The organism is Humitalea rosea (assembly GCF_003253705.1).
GTDB lineage: Bacteria > Pseudomonadota > Alphaproteobacteria > Acetobacterales > Acetobacteraceae > Humitalea > Humitalea rosea.
In genome coordinates this window covers 164799-182524 of the sequence record NZ_QKYU01000004.1, presented here as the reverse complement: position 1 = coordinate 182524, position 17726 = coordinate 164799, and the positions used below count along the sequence as shown (strand labels likewise).

The window sequence follows — 17726 nt, the reverse complement described above, 5'->3', positions numbered from 1 at the left end:
GCCAGAGCCACCGTGACCCATCAGACCCGCCAGCCGATTCCCCGCGATGCCGCCGTCCAGGGTGGGGGAGGCCATGAAGCCCTTCCCGCCTGGGACCTCAGCGACCTCTATGCTGGCTTCGACGACCCCAAGCTCGCCGCCGACCTCGATCGGGTGGAGGACGAGGCCAGCGCCTTCCGGGCCACCTATGTCGATAAGCTCGCGGGCCTGCCGGGGGATGCCCTGGCCCTGGCGCTGGAGGTCTATGAGCGGATGGAGGAGGTCCTCGGCCGCGTCATGTCCTTCGCCGGGCTGAAATTCTCCGAGAATGCGGAGGATGGCGAGAATGGCCGCTTCTACCAGACCATGCAGGAGCGGGGGACGGTGATCTCCTCCCACATGCTGTTCTTCACCTTGGAGCTGAACCGCATCGAGGATTCGGTGCTGGAGGAAAAATTCGCGGGCTCGGCCGCGCTCTCGCGGTTTCGGCCCTGGCTGCGCGACCTGCGCGTGTTCCGCCCGCATCAGCTCGACGACGAGCTGGAACGGCTGCTGCACGAGAAGGAGGTCACCGGCCGCAGCGCCTGGAACCGGCTGTTCGACGAGACCGTCGCCGGCATGCGGGTGAAGGTGGGGGAGGAAAGCCTGACCGTCTCCGCCGCGCTGAACAAGCTGTCGGATGCCGATCGTTCGGTGCGGGCCGCCGCGGCCGTGGGCATCTCGGCGGCCTTTGCCGAGCGCCAGAAACTGTTCTCGCTGATCACCAACACGCTGGCCAAGGACAAGCAGATCATCGACGCGTGGCGCCACTACCCGCGCCCCGCCTCCTACCGCAACCGCTCCAACATGGTGGAGGATGAGGTTGTCGATGCGCTGGTCTCGGCGGTCGAGGCCTCCTATCCGCGCCTGGCCCACCGCTACTACACGCTGAAGGCGAAGTGGCTGGGCCTGGAGAAGTTGCAGCATTGGGACCGCAACGCGCCGCTGCCGGATGAGGATGACAGCAAGATCCCCTGGCCCGTCGCCACCAAGCGGGTGCTGGATGCCTATGCGGGTTTCTCGCCCGAGCTTGCCAAGGTGGGCCAGAAGTTCTTCGACCATGCCTGGATCGATGCGGCGCCGCGTCCGGGCAAATCGGGTGGGGCCTTCGCGCATCCGACAGTGCCCTCGGCGCATCCCTATCTGCTGCTGAACTATCACGGCAAGACGCGGGATGTGATGACGCTGGCCCATGAGTTGGGCCATGGCGTGCATCAGGTGCTGGCGGCCGAACAGGGGTATCTGATGAGCGGCACGCCGCTGACCCTGGCCGAAACCGCCAGCGTCTTCGGCGAGATGATGACGTTTCGGTCCGTGCTCGATGCCACCACGGATGTCCGCAAGCGGCGCGCCCTGCTGGCCGGCAAGGTGGAGGACATGCTGAACACCGTCGTCCGGCAGATCGCCTTCTACCAGTTCGAGGCGGCGCTGCATGACGAACGCCGCAAGGGCGAGTTGACCCCCGAGCGCATCGGCGAGATCTGGATGGAGGTGCAGGTCCGCAGCCTCGGCCCGGCCTTCGACTTCACGCCGGATTATGCGGTCTACTGGGCCTATATCCCGCACTTCGTGCACACGCCCTTCTATGTCTATGCCTATGCCTTCGGCGATTGCCTGGTGAACGCGCTCTATGGCGTGTTCCAGGAGGGCGGCATCCCCGACTTCCAGCAGAAATACCTGGAGCTGCTGCGGGCCGGCGGCACCAAGCGGCACAAGGAGCTGCTGGCGCCCTTCGGGCTCGATGCCTCCGAGCCCGCCTTCTGGGCCAAGGGTCTCGATGTCATCTCAGGCTTCATCGATGAGCTTGAGCAGGACCCTGCATGAGCGGCAGCAATATCTTTGGCGAGATGCGGCGCATGGTCCGCACCTCGGGCGCGGTCGGCGGCATCGCCGCCCGCGTCGCCGGTGAGCGCTTCCTCGGCATCAAGACCGACAAGGCGGCCCATGCCGAGGATCTGAAGGCGCTGCTGGGCGGGCTGAAGGGGCCGCTGATGAAGGTGGCGCAGTTCCTGTCAACCGTCCCCGACGCGCTGCCGGCGGAATATGCGGCGGAGCTTGCAACCTTGCAGGCCAATGCGCCGCCGATGGGCTGGGCCTTCGTCCGCCGCCGCATGGCGAGCGAATTGGGGCCGCAATGGCAGTCCCGCTTCGCCAGTTTCTCGCAGGAGGCGGCGGCCGCCGCCTCGCTCGGCCAGGTGCATCGCGCGATCCTGCCGGATGGGCGCGACGTCGCCTGCAAGCTGCAATACCCCGACATGGCCAGCGTGGTGGAGGCCGATCTCAAGCAGGTGAAGATCGCGATCTCGCTCTATGGGCGCATGGACACGGCGCTGAAGAACCACGAGGTCTATGACGAGTTGGCAGCCCGGCTGCGCGAGGAATTGGATTACACGCGTGAGGCCGCGCAGATGCGGCTCTACGGCAACATGCTGCGCGACACGCCGGAGGTGACGGTGCCGGTCCCGGTGCCGGAATTCACCACTCACCGGCTGCTGACCATGAGCTGGGTCGAGGGCCGTTCGCTGCAAAAGCGCCTGGAGGAAGACCCGCCGCCGGAGGAACGCGCTGCCTATGCGCGCGGGCTGTTCCTTGCCTACTATTTGCCGTTCTACCGCTATGGCGTGATCCACGGCGATCCGCATCTCGGTAACTACCAGGCGCGGCCGGGGCGGGACGGGGTCAATTTGCTCGACTACGGCGCCATCCGCGTCTTCCCGCCGAAATTCGTGAGTGGCGTTATCATGCTTTACGAAGCGGTGCGCGACAATGACGAGGAGAAGGCCGCCGAGGCGTACCGCGTCTGGGGTTTCGTGAACCTGTCGCGCGAGACGATGCAGGTGCTCTCGCTCTGGGCGCGCTTCCTGTACGAGCCGCTGATGCAGGATCGCGTGCGGCCCATCCAGGAATCCGACGATCCGCAATTCGGCCGCAAGGTCGCCGAAACCGTCCATGCCGGGCTGAAGAAAAGCGGCGGCGTCACCATCCCGCGCGAATTCGTGCTGATGGACCGCGCGGCGATCGGGCTTGGCAGCGTGTTCCTGCGGCTGAAGGCGGAGATCAACTGGCACCGCATGTTCGAGGAGCTGACCCATGATTTGAAGGAAGCCGAGGTCGCGGAACGTCAGGCCCAGGCCCTGGCCGCGGCGGGGGTGCCGGCCGCCCTGTAGCGCCCGGCATTCGGCCACGCTAGCCTGCCGCGAAACAAGCGCCGCGGTCAGGGGAAACATCCATGGGCAATCGAATCGCCATCATCGGCGCCGGCGCGGTCGGCGGCTATGCCGGCGCGCATATGGTGCAGGCGGGGGAGGATGTGACCTTCGTCGATATGTGGCCCGAGAATGTCGAGGTCATGCGCAACCAGGGCCTGCGCATCTCCCACATCAAGGATGTTCCCGAGTTCACGGTGAAGGTGCGGGCGCTGCACCTGACCGAGTTGCAGGGCATCGCCAGGGGCCGCCCCTTCGACATCGTCTTCATCTGCGTCAAATCCTACGACACCGCCTGGGCCACGATGATGGCGCAGCAGTATCTGGCACCCGGCGGCTATGTCGTCAGCCTGCAGAACTGCATGAATGAGGAGACGATCGCCGGCATCGTCGGCTGGGGCCGCACCCTCGGCGCCATTGCCAGCTCCATCACCGTCGAGCTTTGCGAACCGGGGCATGTGCGCCGCGCCTCGGGCAAGGGGGGCGCCGCGCATACCGTCTATCGCGTGGGCGAGGTGCATGGCCGCATCACCGATCGCGCGCGGGAGGTCGGGCGCCTCACCGCGCTGTCCGACAGCACGCTGGTGACGGCGAATCTCTGGGGCGAGCGCTGGTCCAAGCTCGTGACGAATGCCATGGCCAATGGCATGTCGGCCGCGACCGGCCTCGTCAGCCGCGACATCCTGCTGGACGAGAGGCTGCGCCATTTCACCGCGCGCCTGGGCAGCGAGGCGATCCGCGTCGGCCAGGCGCTCGGCTATGCGCTGGAGGATATCCACCACCTCGACCCCGAGATCATCGCCCGCGCCGGTGAGGGCGATGCGGCGGCCAAGGCCGACTACGATTCGCATCGCATCGCCGAGGCGAACAAGCCGGGCGGCGGCGCGCATCGCCCCTCGATGGGGCAGGACATGATGAAGGGCCGGCGCACCGAGATCGAATACATCAACGGCTTCGTCGCCGCCCAGGCCAAGCCGATGGGCCTGCCGACCCCGGCGAATGCGGCGCTGACCGATCTGGTCAAGCGCATCGAGCGCGGCGAGATCGCGGCCGATCCCCGTCACATCCTCGAACTGCGGTTGAACTGAGCCATGACCCCCGAGATCCTCGCCCAGCTTGCCCCCACCGGCGTCCTGCGCGCCGGCATCAACATGAGCAACTTCCTGCTGGTGAACAGCAAGACCGCCTCCGGCGAGCCGGCCGGCGTCTCGCCCTCCATGGCCCGCGCGGTGGCCGAGCGGCTGGGGGTGGAGGTGCGCTACGTGCCCTTCCCACGGCCGGGCGAGTTGGCCGATGCGGTGGATGACGGTGTCTGGGACATCGGGCTGATCGGCGCCGAGCCGCAGCGGGCCGAGAAGATCGCCTTCTCCGCCGCCTATGCCGAGATCGAGGCGACCTACATGGTCCCCGCCGGCTCCCCGGCCGAAACCCTGGCGGATGTGGACCGCGCGGGCTTCCGCATCGCCAGCACCGCGCGCGCCGCCTATGACCTCTGGCTGGAGCGCAACATCCACAAGGCCGAGGTGCTGCGCGCCGAAAGCATCGATGGCGCCTACGAACTCTTCACGACGCAGAAGCTCGACGTCCTGGCCGGGCTGCGCCCGCGTCTGCTGACCGATGTCGAGCGGCTGCCCGGCGCGCGTATCCTGCCCGGGTACTTCATGACCGTGCAGCAGGCCATCGGCACCCCGCGCCGGAACGTGGCGGCGGCGGCCTTCCTGCGCGATTTCGTGGAGGAGGCGAAGGCCTCCGGCTTCGTCGCCGGGCTGATCGAGCGCCACGGGGTCCGCGGCCTTTCGGTCGCGCCCGCCGGCTGAGCCCGCGCCTTGAGGGTGGCGTTCCCCCCCAATCCAGTGCCAGACTTGGCGTTCAGGCCGAGGCGGCTGCCGAAAGGGGATCACGTATGGACGAGACTCAAGACAAGAACGCGAGCACGGTGCGGCGCGGATTGCTGGGTGCCGGCGCGGCGCTGGGCGGGGCCGCGGCCCTGTTCGCCCCCCGCATCGCCCATGCGCAGACCGCCCCGCGCAGCAAGCTGCAGACCATCAAGGACCGCGGCAAGCTGATCGTCGGCACCGGCAGCACCAACCCGCCCTGGCATTTCGAGGATGCGAGCGGCCAGTTGGTCGGCATGGATATCGACCTCGCCCGGCTGCTGGCCAAGTCGCTGTTCGATGACCCCACCAAGGTGGAATTCGTGCTCCAGGGCTCGGATGCCCGCATCCCCTCGCTGATCACCGACAAGGTGGACATCGTGGTGCAGTGGATGACGGTGACGCCCGGCCGCGCGCAGCAGGTGGAATTCACCATCCCCTACTACCGTGAGGGCGTTGGCCTGATGATGCTGGCCCGCGGCGGCCGCTTCACCACCTTCGACCAGGTCAAGGCGGCAGGCGCCGATGCCAAGATCGGCGGCATGCAGAACGTCTTCCTGGAGGAGTGGATCCACAAGGCGCTGCCCCTGGCCAAGGTCGATGCCTTCGAAAGCCCCGATGCCACCCTGCAGGCGCTGAATGCCCGCCGTGTCGATGCCTATATGGCCGACCAGTCGGCGATGCGCTGGCTGATGGCCCAGGCGCCGGGCCGCTTCGTCGATGGCGGCTATGGCTGGATGCCGAATTCCTATGCCTCGGCGGTGAAGCCCGGGGATCCGATTTGGCTGAACTGGGTCAATACCGTCTACAAGGAAGCCATGATGGGGGTGGATTTCGACGGCTTCGCCGCCTCCTACAAGCGTTGGTTCGGCATCGAGCTCGCCACGCCCAAGGTCGGCTTCCCGGCCGAATTCTCCTGATCACGCTGGGCCGGGAGGGGCATCGCCCCTCCCATCCACCGGGCGCTGCGGTTCCATGATCGATTATCATTTCGACTGGACCGTCATCACCCGCAATGCGGACAAGTTCGTGGCGGCCCTTGGGCTCGGCCTCGGGCTTGCCGTGGTGTCGCTGGCGATCGGCTGCGTGATCGGCCTCGCCGCGGCCTATGCCCGGGTCTCGGGCAACAAATGGCTCTCCACCCCGGTCTGGGCCTATGTCGAGGTGATCCGCTGCACGCCGCTGCTGCTGCTGATCTTCTTCGTCTATTTCGGCCTGCCCGAGTTCGGTATCTACGTCCTCGACAAGACCCAGAGCTTCATCCTGACGCTGTCGCTCTATGCCGGCGCCTATATGAGCGAGGTGTTTCGCGCGGGGCTCGCCTCGATTCCGAAGCAGTATGTGGAAGCGGCCAAGGCGATCGGCCTGCGGCCCTGGCAGCGCCAGCGCTGGGTGGTGCTGCCGGTGATGTTCCGCATCACGCTGCCTTCGGTCGGGAACAATTTGATCTCGCTGTTCAAGGACACGTCCCTGGCCGCGGCGATCGCGATCCCGGAGCTGACCTTCACCGCGCGCCAGATCAACGCGAACACCTTCCGGGTCATGGAGGTCTGGCTTGCCGCGAGCGGCATGTACCTCGCGACCGCCTATCTGATGGCGATGGGGCTGCGGCTGCTCGAACGCCGCTACGCCTCGATCCGGTAGGGCCTCGCGATGGGATTCACGATACCCGGCACCTTCACCTTCGAGCTCTGGCAGGCGCGCTTCTCGCTGCTGCGCGGCATCTCAGCGACGCTGCTCGCCTCCGGCCTGACCATCGTGGCGGCGACGGTGATGGGCGTCCTGCTGGGCACCATCCTGGCCTATGGCTGGTGGCCGCTGCGGCTGCTGGCCAGGCTCTACGTCGATATCCTGCGCGGCATTCCGGTGCTGGTGCTGATCCTCTTCACCTATTACGGGCTCGCGCTGTTCGGCATCAACGTGCCGGCCTTCTGGGCCGGGGTGATCGCGCTGTCGGCCTTCGCCACCGCGCATGTCGCGGAGAACCTGCGGGGTGCCGTGCAATCGGTGCCTGCGGGGCAGATGGAGGCGGCCAAGGCGATCGGCCTGCGCTTCCCGCAACGGCTGCGCTACGTGGTCCTGCCCCAGGCCATCCGCCGCATGCTGCCGCCATGGGTCAATACCGGGCTGGAGATCGTGAAGGGCACCACGCTGCTCTCGGTGATCGGGGTGGTCGAATTGCTGCTGTCCACGCAGCAGATCGTCGCGCGGAACTACATGATCATCGATTTCTACCTCGTCGCCGGGCTGCTCTACCTGATCATCAATTTCTCGATCGCCCAGCTCGGCGCCGCGCTGGAACGGCGCTTCTCCTATCTGCGCTACTGAGGGAACCGGCATGGCCGAACAGATTCTGCTGCGCGCCGAGGGCGTCCGGAAAAGCTTCGGCGCGCTGGAGGTGCTGAAGGGCATCGACCTCGAAGTGCGCCAGGGCCAGGTGGTGTCGCTGATCGGCGCCTCCGGCTCCGGCAAGACCACCTTCCTGCGCTGCGTGAACATGCTGGAGGAGCATGACGCCGGCGACATCCTGCTGGATGGCGAGCCGATCGGCTACCGCATGGACGGCTCTCGCCGCCGCCGGCTCAGCGAGGCCAAGGTCTCCGCCCAGCGCGCCCGCATCGGCATGGTGTTCCAGAGCTTCAACCTCTTCCCGCATCTGACGGCGGAGGAGAATGTGATGCTCGGCCTGACCAAGGTGCTGGGCAAGTCGAAGGCGGAGGCGCGCGAGATCGCCGGCCACTGGCTCGGCAAGGTCGGGCTGGAGGCGCGGCGGGGGCACTACCCCTACCAACTCTCCGGCGGGCAGCAGCAGCGGGTCGCGATCGCCCGCGCCGTCGCCATGGACCCACGGCTGCTGCTGTTCGACGAGGTGACCTCGGCGCTGGACCCGGAGCTGGTCGCCGAGGTGCTGGGCGTGATGAAGGCGCTGGCCGAGAGCGGGATGACCATGTTGGTGGTGAGCCATGAGATGCTCTTCGTCCGTGACGTGTCTCACCATGTCGTGTTCATGGACGAGGGGAAGGTGGCCCAGTCGGGCGCCCCCTCCGAGGTCTTCGACCGCCCCGACAGTGAGCGGCTGCAGAAATTCCTCGGCCGCTTCCATGGGATCTTCAGCGGGGGCGGTTAGGCCGCCTCCACGCCCTTGATGAAATCGGCCGCCTTCTCCGCGATCATCAAGGTCGTCGCATAGGTATTGGCCGAGGGCATGCTCGGCATGATCGAGGCATCGGCGATCCGCAGCCCTTGCATGCCATGCACCAGCAGCCGGTCGCTGACCACCGCGCCAGGGTCCGTCTCCGGCCCCATCCGCGCCGTGCCGTTCAAATGGTAGGTGGTGCTGCCGTTCCTCTTGGCAAAATCCAGCATCTCGTCATCGCTTTGCACCTTCGGGCCGGGCAGGGTCTCGGCCTCGATGAATTTGCCGAGTTCGGGCGTCGCCAGCATCCGCCGCAGCAGCCGCATGCCGGCGAGGTGGACGCGCACATCCATGGGGTCGGAGAGGTAGTTCGGATTGATCTCCGGGTCCTCGAACACGTTGGCGCTGCGCGCCCGCACCCAGCCATGGCTTTCCGGCCGGTGCTGCCAGGCGCCGGCGGTCACGCCGGGATAATCGTCGAGGATATAGACCTTGCCCTCGGCATAGGAGCCGGGGGTGAAGACGCATTGCAGATCCGGCTGGTCCAACTCCGGAAAACTCTTCCAGAACACATGCACATGGGATGGCGTGGTCGCCAGGATGCTCGGCTTGCCCATCGCCCAGCGCGCGATCTGGCTGCCGAGGCGCAGCCCGCGCGACAGCTCGTTCAGCGTCTCCACACCCTTGCGCGCGCGCATCACGAAGCGGGAGGCGTAGTGGTCGCGGAAATTCGCCCCGACGCCACGCACCGCATGCACCACCGGCACGCCGAGCGAGCCCAGCAGATCGGCCGGCCCGACGCCCGAGACCTGCAACAGCCGCGCCGTGTTCACCGTGCCGGCGGAGAGCACCACCTCCCGCCGGGCACGCACCTCGCGCGCAGGCGCGCCGGGGGCGGAGAGGTATTGCACGCCGATGGCGCGCTTGCCCTCGAACAGGATGCGGCTGGCGCGGGCATTGGTGCGCACCTCAAGGTTCGGCCGCTTCATCGCGGGCTTGAGGAAGGCGCGCGCGGCGGAGACGCGGCGGCCGTTGCGGATGGTGCGCTGGTAGTATCCGACGCCGGCCTGGTCGCCGGAGTTGTAATCCCGCGTGCGCGGAATCCCGAGCCCGAGGCAGCCCTGGATGAAGGCCTCGGAGACCGGATGGCTCCAATCCATGTCGGTGACCGGGATGCCTTCCGCGTTCTTGCCGCGCGTCTCCCCGGCCTCGCCGATGCGGTTCTCGGTGCGGCGGTAGTAGGGCAGGCAATCGGCATAGCCCCAGCCGCGATTGCCGCGCTGCGCCCAGGAGTCCAGATCCCCCGGCTGGCCGCGGTTGTAGATCATGCCATTGACCGAGGAGGAACCGCCGAGGGTGCGCCCCTGCACGGTGCTGATGCGGCGCCCGCCGGTCATCTCCAGCGGCTCGGTCTTGAACTGCCAGGTGACGGAGGGATCGGCCAGCGTCTTGATGAAGCCGGCCGGGATATGGATGAAGGGGTTGCGGTCGGGCGGCCCGGCCTCCAGCACGCAGACGGTGAGGGTCGGGTCGGCACTCAGCCGGTTGGCGAGGACCGAGCCGGCGGCGCCCGCGCCCACGATGACATAGTCGAAGGCATCGGCCTGGATGTTGGTCATCGCATGTCTTTCTCGGATCCTCTGGCCGAGGATACGAACTCGCCGGCGGGCCGCAAGCCGGCGGGCGCGGCATGCGGCTTTGCCTTGCCCAAGGGCTGCGCGATGGCGCAGGCTTCGCCCAACGGGAGTGCAACGAAAATGGCACATACAGGAAAGCGGGCTCTACCCGCGGTGCTTCTGGCCCTGGGCTTTCTCACGCCGGCAGCCGCGCAGCAACCGGGCGAGATGAGCTTCTTCGTCACCAGCGCCGGCCCGGGCCAAGGCGCCGATCTGGGCGGGCTGGCCGGGGCCGATGCCCATTGCCAGCGCCTCGCCCAGGCCGCCGGGGCGGGCGGCCATAGCTGGCGCGCCTATCTCAGCACCCAGGGGGCCGGGGCGGTGCATGCGCGGGACCGCATCGGCCGTGGCCCCTGGCGCAACCGGAGCGGGGTGGTGATCGCGCAGAGCGTCGCCGATCTGCACAGCGCAGCCAACGCCCTGACCAAGCAGACGGCGCTGACCGAGGCAGGGGCGGTGGTGAACGGGCGCGGCGATACGCCCAACACGCATGATATCCTGACCGGATCGCAGCCCGACGGCACCGCCTTCCCGGCCGGGGAGGACCGCACCTGCCGCAACTGGACCAGCAGCACGGAGGGGGCGGCCATGGTCGGGCATTCGGATCGCATCGGGCTGCGCGACGATGCGGAATCGGTGTCCTGGAACACTTCGCACCCCTCGCGCGGCTGTTCCGCCCCGGCCTTGCAGGCCTCGGGCGGGGCGGGGCTGTTCTACTGCTTCGCGGTGGACTGAGGCGCGCGCAGCACCAGCGTCGTCCAGGCGCCCACCACCAGCCGGCGCTCCAGCGTCAGCCCACAGCGCCGGTGCGCGGCGAGCACCCGTCGTGCCTGGGTATTCAGCAGCCCGGCCAGGATCGCGGTGCCGCCTGGGGCGAGCGACGACGCCAGGCTGCGCGCCATGGCGCAGAGCGGCCGCGCCAGGATATTGGCGAAGACCAGATCATAGGGCCCCTCGGCCGCGACCCGGCGGTGCTTCCAGCCATCCGCGAGGCGCCCGCGGACAAAGTTCCGCATGCCGTTGCGGATGGCGTTCTCGCCGATGATCCGCACCGACCAGGGGTCGATATCCGTCGCCAGCACCGGGCGGTGGAACAGATGCACCGATGCCATGGCCAGGATGCCGGAGCCGCTGCCCAGATCCAGCACGCGCCGGGGGCGCCGATGCGCGATGGCTTCCAGCGCCATCAGGCAGCCCTGGGTGCTCGCATGTTCGCCACTGCCGAAGGCGACGCCGGCATCGAGCTTCAGCACCTTTCGGTCCCAGCGCCTGGTGTCGGGCACATGGGTGGGGCGGATGAGGAAGCGCGTGCCGATCGGCTGTTCGGGGAAGGCGGCGGCGGTGCGGGCGAGCCAGCCCTCGGCCTCCACCGGCGCGCGGGAGAACGGCGGCGCGGCATAGCCCGAGACCAGCGCGGCCAGGGCCAGCCCCGAGATCAGCGTGGCATCATCCTCGCCCTGTTCGCGCACGCCCTCGATCCGCCAGGTATCGGCGTCCTCGTCGAAGAAGAAGGCGACGGTCTTGCAGGCGGCGGTGAAGGCGGCCTCGAAATGGTCCAGCACGTCATGCGGCAGATCGTCCAACCAGACGCATTCCAGCAGGGCGGGTCGGCGGGCACGGGGTCCGGCATACAAAGCGTGGCTCATCCGGGCTCCAGGAAGCTGTCCAAAACGCGTTTCTGGCCGGCCTTGTCGAAGGAGACGTCCAGCTTGTTGTCCTCGACCCCGGTGACAGTGCCGTAGCCGAATTTCTGGTGGAACACGCGGCCGCCGCGCTTGTAGGTGCTGGTCGCGGCCGGGCGGGGGGCGACGGCCCAGCCATCGGCCTCGATGATGCGGGGCGGGCGGCGGGCGGCCATCGGGCCGTTGAAGACGGAGTCCGCGACCCGCTGGCGCTGGGCGCCCTCGCGGGAAATCTCGGCCTCCGGCAGTTCGTCGAGGAAGCGCGAGGGCACCGCCGAGGTCCAGTTGCCATAGATGCGGCGATTGGCGGCATGGCTGATGATGACCCGCTTGCGGCCGCGGGTGATGCCGACATAGGCGAGGCGGCGCTCCTCCTCCAACCCCTTGTTGCCGGTCTCATCCAGCGAGCGCTGGTTCGGGAAGACGCCTTCCTCCCAGCCCGGCAGGAAGACGAGGTCGAATTCCAGCCCCTTGGCGCCATGCAGGGTCATCAGCGAGACCCGCTCCGCACCCGCTTCCTCATTGTTCTCCATCACCAAAGCGGTGTGGTCGAGGAAGCCGGCCAGGGTCTCGAACTCGCCCATGGCGCGGGTGAGTTCCTTGAGGTTGTCCAGCCGCCCCGGCGCTTCGGGCGACTTGTCCGCCTTCAGCATGGCGATGTAGCCGCTTTCCTCCAGCACGATCTCGGCGGTGCGGACGTGGCCATGGGTCTCCAGCGCCTCGCGCCAGCGGTCGAAGCCGGCCATCAGCTCGCGCAGCGCGGAGCGGGGGCGGGGCTTGAGGGTTTCGACGAGCTCACGCGCCGCGGCCATCATCGGGATGCCCTGCTCGCGCGCGGCCAGATGCATGGCGGCGATGGTGCTGTCGCCGAGGCCGCGGCGGGGGGTGTTCACGATGCGCTCAAAGGCCAGGTCATCCGCCGGCTGATGCAGCAGGCGCAGATAGGCCATGGCGTCGCGGATCTCCGCGCGCTCGTAGAAGCGCAGGCCGCCGACCACGCGATAGGGCACGCCGAGCACGATCAGCCGATCCTCGAAGGACCGGGTCTGGAAGCCGGCGCGGACCAGCACCGCCATTTCGTTGAGGGAGATCTTCTCGCGCTGGGCCTGCTCGATGCGCTCGCCGACCATCCGGGCCTCCTCCTCGGAATCCCAGAGGCTGACGACCTGGACCTTCTCCCCGGAGGAATCATTGCGGCCGGGGCGCAGGGTCTTGCCCAGCCTTCCCTCGTTATGCGTGATCAGATGCGAGGCGGTGGCCAGGATCGGCGCGGTGGAGCGGTAGTTGCTCTCCAGCCGGACGATGGTGGCACCGGGGAAATCCTGCTCGAAGCGCAGGATGTTCTCCACCTCGGCGCCACGCCAGGAATAGATCGACTGGTCGTCATCGCCGACGCAGCAGATGTTTTTCCGCGCCTGGGCCAGCAGGCGCAGCCACTGGTACTGGACCTGGTTGGTGTCCTGGTATTCGTCCACCAGGATGTAGCGGAACTGGCGGTGGTATTGTTCCAGGATGTCCGGCCGCGCGCGGAAGATCTCCACCACATGCAGCAGCAGGCAGCCGAAATCGGCGGCGTTGATGTCGAGCAGGCGCTGCTGGTAGGCGGCGTAGAAGGCGATGGAGCGGGGGTTGGCGACCTCCGCCTCATCGGTCGGCGAAACCCGGGCGGGGGTGAGGCCGCGGTCCTTCCAGCGCTGGATGGTGGCCATCAGCACCTGGGGCGGCCAGCGCTTGACGTCGATCTGGCGGGCTTCCATCACCTGCTTCAGCAGCCGCATCTGGTCGTCGGTGTCGAGGATGGTGAAGGAGGAGGTGAGCCCCGCCGCCTCCGCATGTCGCCGCAGCATCCGGGCGCAAAGCGCGTGGAAGGTGCCGAGCCAGAGGCCCTCGGCCGGCTGGCCGATGATCGCGGCGACGCGCTCCCGCATCTCCCGCGCGGCCTTGTTGGTGAAGGTCACGGCCAGGACCTGCCAGGGCTGGGCGCGGCCGCTGTGCAGGATATGGGCGAAGCGGGTCGTCAGCACGCGCGTCTTGCCGGTGCCCGCCCCGGCCAGCACCAGCAACGGGCCATCCACCGCCTCGACCGCCGCCCGCTGTTCCGGGTTCAGGCGCGCGAGGTAGCTCTCCTCGCTCATCGGCAGGCACCCACGCTATTGGCGGCACAGCGCTTGACGCCATCGATCCAGAGCACGCCGGCCATGGTCGCGCCGGAGAAATCGGCCGCGGCGACGCTCGCCCCGCTGAAATTGGCGCCGGTGAGGTCGGCGCGGAAGAAGCGGGCGCCGCGCAGGTCGGCGCCGGCGAAGACCGCCTCGACCAGGGTCGTGCGGGTGAAATCGGCGCCGCGGAGGTTGGCCCCGGTCGCATCCAACCGTGTGAGGTCGGCGGAGACGAAGCGGGAGTCCTGCGCCTCCGCCCGCAGCAGCTTGGCGCCCACCATCTGCGAGCGCGTCAGCGAGGCATCGCGCAATACCGCCCCGGTGAGGTCTGCCCCGTTCAGGTTGCTGCCCTCCATCAGGCAGCGGCGCCAATCGACCCCGGGGCCGGCGGCATCGGTGCAGGCAGCCTGGGCCGGACCGAGCAGGCCGAGGGCCATCAGCAGGGGGGCCACGAGCAGGAAGGCCGCGAGGAGCGAGGCCAGGGCGGGGATTTTGGGGGAGGTGATCACGGTCGGGATATAGAGTGCCGCGAACAAGGCACCAAGCCGCACGCCTTCACGCCGGCGCCGGGTGGGGCCAGTCTGCCCGGGTGCACCTGCTCCGATTCTTCGAATGGTCGGCCCGCCAGGGCGGGCTGCTGCTCGCTGCCAGCATTTTCGGCGGGCTGCTGATCCCACCGCTGGCCGCCGCCTTCCGCGACGTGCTGACGCCCATGATCGCGACCTTGATGACCCTGGTGCTGCTGCGGGTCGATCCGGTGCAGGTGCTGGGCTACCTGCGGCGGCCGGTGCTGATGCTGGCGATGTCGGGCTTCGTGCTGCTGGTCTCGCCGCTGCTGGTCTTCGCGGTGGTGTGGCTGACCGGCTTCCAGGGGCCGATGGGGGCGGGGCTGGTGATGATGGCGGCGGCCTGTGCCGCCACCTCCTCGCCCGCCTTCGCCAGGCTGGTGGGGCTGGATGGGGAGATGGCGCTGGTGGTGTCGCTCGTCACCACCGTGCTGGTGCCCTTCACCGCGCCACCGCTGGCGCTGGGGCTGCTCGGGATCGACCTGTCGATTTCGGTCGCGGGGCTGATGGGGCGCCTCGCGCTGGTGGTGCTGCTGCCGGCGGCGATCGCCATGGTGATCCGCGCCCTCGCGGGGCCGGAACGGCTGCGCCGGGTGGGCGGCGCGGTCGATGGCGGCGTGGTCTGGCTGGTGGTGATCTACGGCTTCGGCGTGATGGATGGGATGCTGGCGCTGCTGCTGCGGGAGCCCGGCTGGGTGCTGGGCGGCATCGCGCTCGCCTTTGCCGGGAATTTCGGGCTGAACATCGTGACGGCGCTGGTCTTCGCGCCCTTTGGGCGACGGCTGGCGCTCTCGGCGGGGCTGCTCGGGGGGAACCGGAACCTGGCGCTGTTCCTGGCGGTGCTGCCGGCCACGGCGGATAAGGATCTGCTGCTGTTCTTCGCGATCTGCCAGTTTCCGCTGTTTTTGGGGCCGGCGATGTTGCGGGGGTTTTACCGGAAGCTGGCCTGAGGGCGGCTAGGCCGGAAACGGGATCAGCCCGGCGCGGATCGCGACATAGAGCGGATGCTTCGGGCTGCCGTCCTTGTTCACCTTGAAGCACATCGGCATCACCCCCGCCGCGCGCAGCTGCGCTGCCACCTCGGCGCCGCGGCCGCGAAGTACTGCCGGCGGCTGGCCCCATCCGACCACCACGACCTTGGCCTGTGCGGCATAGCGGCGGATCGTCGCGTCATTCTCCGGCCCCACCGGGTCCGCCACCTCCAGCAGCCGCAGCTTGTCCGTGCAGCGGTAGGCGAAGGCATTGAGCATCACCATGCCGCCGCAGCCCCAGAGCTTCGCCCGTTCCACGCAGCGCGCCACGGTGGGGTCGTCGAAATCAACGTCGGCGACCGAGGGATTCATGCCGATCTGCACCGCATAGCCGGGGCTGCCGAAGGGCTTGCCGTCCCACCGCCGTTCCAGCCAGTAGCGGTAGCAGTTCCGCTCGCCGCCGAAGCGCGCGTCAGAGACAATGTGATCCGCGACCTTGAGGCGGACCTTGCCGCCCGCGTTGTGGTCCCCCGCCGCCGTGGTCGTCACGCCTTCGGCCGCGCCCCCAGCAAATGGCTGATCGCATAGGTCAGATCCGGCCGGTTCAGCGTGTAGAAATGGATCTCATCCACCCCATTCGCCTGCAGCAGCCGCGCCTGCTCGGCCGCCACGACCGCGCCGATCATGGTCCGGGTGGTGGTATCCTCTTCCAGCCCCTCGAACAGCCGCGCCATCCAGCCAGGCACCGAGGCGCCGCACATGGCCGAGAACTTGGCCACCTGCGTGAAGTTGGACACGGGCAGGATTCCCGGCACGATCGGCACGGTGATCCCGGCCGCCAGCGCGCGGTCGAGGAAGCGGAGGAAGACATCCGTTTCGAAGAAGTACTGGGTGATCGCCCGATTGGCGCCCGCATCGATCTTGCGCTTCAGATTGTCCAGATCCGCCTCGGCCGAGACCGCGGTCGGATGCGTCTCGGGATAGGCGCCGACGCTGATCTCGAAGGGCGCGACCCGCTTCAGCCCCGCGACCAGATCCGCCGCCTGGGCATAGCCGCCCGGATGCGGCGCATACGTCTCCGTGCCTGCCGGGGGGTCGCCACGCAGGGCGACGATGTGGCGCACCCCGGCCTCCCAATACTGCCGGGCCACGGCATCGACCTCATCGCGCGTGGCACCGACGCAGGTGAGGTGCGCCGCGGGGGTGAGGCTGGTCTCGGCCGCGAGCCGCGCGACGGTCGCATGGGTCCGCGCCTGGGTGGTGCCGCCGGCGCCATAGGTGACCGAAACGAATCGGGGCGCCAGCGGCTCCAGCCGGCGGATGCAGGCCCAGAGCTGTTCCTCCAGCTTATCCGTCTTCGGCGGAAAGAATTCGAAGGACAGCGCCGGCGGCGGCAGGTCGGTCGGCGCCGGCAGCGCACCGAAGCGGGGGCCGGTCAGCCAGCGCGCGAGGGTGCCGGGAGGGGGCGGGGATTGGGGGGGAGGGGTGCCGTCCATGCCGCACACATAGCGGTGACCGGCGCGCCCTAGAAGAGCAATGAAGGGACGGGGTGACGCATCGCGGGCTGTTGCGTTATGAGACGGGTGCAGGCCGGTGGCATGTGCCATGCTTTCCGTGCCACTACCCCGCTCAGGATGACCCGCCCCATCATGCGTCCGACCCGTATGTTCCCCATCCTTGTCGTGGCTTGTCTCGGGCTTGCCGCCTGCGCCACCCCGCCTCCCGCCTCCGATCCCGAATCGGTGGCCGAGTTCAACGCTCTGAACGATCCGATCGAGCCTTTGAACCGCGTCTCCTATGGCGTTCACAACGCCATCGACACACTGGCGCTGCGCCCGGCCGCCGAGATCTATCGCACGCTTCTGGCGCCCCCGATCCGCACCGGCATCCGCAATGTGCTGTCCAACCTCCGCACGCCCGTTGTGCTGCTGAATGATGCGCTGCAGGGCGAGACCCAGCGCTTCGGCACCACCCTCGGGCGGTTCGTGCTGAACACCATGCTCGGCGTCGGCGGTATCTTCGAGGTGGCGACCGACTTTGGCCTGCCGCCACATTCGGAGGATTTCGGCCAGACCCTGGCGGTCTGGGGCGCAGGCGAAGGCCCCTTCCTGTTCATCCCGGTGCTCGGGCCGTCCAACCCGCGTGACCTGACCGGCTTCGGTGTGGACCTCGCGGCCCAGCCGCTCACCTGGATCAGCGGCTCGACGGCGCTGGAAAACGCGATGGTCGTGCGGAGCGTCGCGGGCGTGCTGGATGCGCGCGAGGGGCTGATCGAGCCGCTGGATACGCTGACCGCCAATTCGCTCGACCCTTATGCGGCCCTGCGTTCGGCCTATCGCCAGCGGCGCGCGGCGGACATCAGCAATCGGGGCGAAACCGGGCGTGCGGACGCCACTGGTAGTGCAATCGGCTCCGGCCTGCGGCGCTGAGGAAAAGTC

At 68.3% G+C, this 17726-nt stretch carries 17 protein-coding genes; 11 read left to right on the top strand and 6 right to left on the bottom strand.

Annotation, left to right across the window (positions count from 1 at the left end; genetic code table 11):
* The first annotated feature begins 12 nt into the window (after positions 1-12).
* The 8 genes from C8P66_RS05125 to C8P66_RS05090 all read left to right on the top strand — a co-directional run bounded on the left by C8P66_RS05125 (position 13) and on the right by C8P66_RS05090 (position 8225).
* The gene (locus C8P66_RS05125) at positions 13-1842 is read left to right on the top strand and encodes a M3 family oligoendopeptidase (protein ID WP_111397074.1); all 1830 of its coding nucleotides are present in this window, start codon (positions 13-15) and stop codon (positions 1840-1842) included.
* Positions 1839-3185: an ABC1 kinase family protein gene (locus C8P66_RS05120; protein ID WP_111397073.1), complete on the top strand. Its 1347-nt coding sequence runs from the start codon at positions 1839-1841 to the stop codon at positions 3183-3185. Before C8P66_RS05125 ends, C8P66_RS05120 begins: the two co-directional genes overlap by 4 nt.
* A gap of 62 nt (positions 3186-3247) precedes the next feature.
* Positions 3248-4312 carry a ketopantoate reductase family protein gene (locus C8P66_RS05115; protein WP_111397072.1) on the top strand — a complete coding sequence of 355 codons (1065 nt, stop codon included), beginning with the start codon at positions 3248-3250 and terminating at the stop codon, positions 4310-4312.
* A gap of 3 nt (positions 4313-4315) precedes the next feature.
* Complete coding sequence (locus C8P66_RS05110; protein WP_111397071.1) at positions 4316-5041, top strand: transporter substrate-binding domain-containing protein; 726 nt, start codon at positions 4316-4318, stop codon at positions 5039-5041.
* Between the two features lie 86 nt (positions 5042-5127).
* Positions 5128-6018 carry a transporter substrate-binding domain-containing protein gene (locus tag C8P66_RS05105; RefSeq protein WP_111397070.1) on the top strand — a complete coding sequence of 297 codons (891 nt, stop codon included), beginning with the start codon at positions 5128-5130 and terminating at the stop codon, positions 6016-6018.
* Between the two features lie 55 nt (positions 6019-6073).
* Positions 6074-6742, top strand: coding sequence for an amino acid ABC transporter permease (locus tag C8P66_RS05100; protein WP_111397069.1), 669 nt, complete (start codon positions 6074-6076; stop codon positions 6740-6742).
* A gap of 9 nt (positions 6743-6751) precedes the next feature.
* Positions 6752-7426, top strand: a complete 675-nt coding sequence (locus tag C8P66_RS05095; protein ID WP_111397068.1) for an amino acid ABC transporter permease — start codon at positions 6752-6754, stop codon at positions 7424-7426.
* 10 nt (positions 7427-7436) lie between these two features.
* Positions 7437-8225 carry an amino acid ABC transporter ATP-binding protein gene (locus C8P66_RS05090; RefSeq protein ID WP_111397067.1) on the top strand — a complete coding sequence of 263 codons (789 nt, stop codon included), beginning with the start codon at positions 7437-7439 and terminating at the stop codon, positions 8223-8225.
* On the opposite strand, the gene C8P66_RS05085 is transcribed toward C8P66_RS05090, so the two are convergent.
* A complete protein-coding gene (locus C8P66_RS05085) occupies positions 8222-9853 on the bottom strand; it encodes a GMC family oxidoreductase (protein ID WP_111397066.1) in 1632 nt (543 codons plus the stop codon). The two genes, C8P66_RS05090 and C8P66_RS05085, sit on opposite strands and share 4 nt — an antisense overlap.
* 171 nt (positions 9854-10024) lie before the next feature.
* Here C8P66_RS05085 and C8P66_RS05080 point away from each other — a divergent pair, with 171 nt between their 5' ends.
* Complete coding sequence (locus C8P66_RS05080) at positions 10025-10645, top strand: hypothetical protein (protein ID WP_211314032.1); 621 nt, start codon at positions 10025-10027, stop codon at positions 10643-10645.
* Here C8P66_RS05080 and C8P66_RS05075 read toward each other — a convergent pair.
* From C8P66_RS05075 to C8P66_RS05065, 3 genes are read right to left on the bottom strand one after another with little or no spacing between them, the layout of a single operon-like run.
* Positions 10624-11556, bottom strand: coding sequence for a 50S ribosomal protein L11 methyltransferase (locus C8P66_RS05075; protein ID WP_111397065.1), 933 nt, complete (start codon positions 11554-11556; stop codon positions 10624-10626). The genes C8P66_RS05080 and C8P66_RS05075 overlap by 22 nt on opposite strands.
* Positions 11553-13727, bottom strand: a complete 2175-nt coding sequence (locus C8P66_RS05070; protein ID WP_111397064.1) for an ATP-dependent helicase — start codon at positions 13725-13727, stop codon at positions 11553-11555. Before C8P66_RS05070 ends, C8P66_RS05075 begins: the two co-directional genes overlap by 4 nt.
* On the bottom strand, positions 13724-14260 hold the full coding sequence (locus C8P66_RS05065; protein ID WP_245903221.1) for a pentapeptide repeat-containing protein: 537 nt from the start codon (positions 14258-14260) through the stop codon (positions 13724-13726). The genes C8P66_RS05070 and C8P66_RS05065 overlap by 4 nt, the downstream gene beginning before the upstream one ends.
* A gap of 80 nt (positions 14261-14340) precedes the next feature.
* Between C8P66_RS05065 and C8P66_RS05060 the strand changes: the two genes are divergently transcribed.
* Positions 14341-15267 carry a hypothetical protein gene (locus C8P66_RS05060; RefSeq protein WP_245903220.1) on the top strand — a complete coding sequence of 309 codons (927 nt, stop codon included), beginning with the start codon at positions 14341-14343 and terminating at the stop codon, positions 15265-15267.
* A gap of 6 nt (positions 15268-15273) precedes the next feature.
* Here C8P66_RS05060 and C8P66_RS05055 read toward each other — a convergent pair whose 3' ends face one another.
* Complete coding sequence (locus tag C8P66_RS05055) at positions 15274-15837, bottom strand: DUF1643 domain-containing protein (protein WP_111397062.1); 564 nt, start codon at positions 15835-15837, stop codon at positions 15274-15276.
* The gene (metF, locus tag C8P66_RS05050) at positions 15834-16784 is read right to left on the bottom strand and encodes a methylenetetrahydrofolate reductase [NAD(P)H] (protein WP_111397061.1); all 951 of its coding nucleotides are present in this window, start codon (positions 16782-16784) and stop codon (positions 15834-15836) included. Before metF ends, C8P66_RS05055 begins: the two co-directional genes overlap by 4 nt.
* 168 nt (positions 16785-16952) lie before the next feature.
* Here metF and C8P66_RS05045 point away from each other — a divergent pair, with 168 nt between their 5' ends.
* On the top strand, positions 16953-17717 hold the full coding sequence (locus C8P66_RS05045) for an MlaA family lipoprotein (protein WP_245903218.1): 765 nt from the start codon (positions 16953-16955) through the stop codon (positions 17715-17717).
* Positions 17718-17726: the final 9 nt, after the last annotated feature.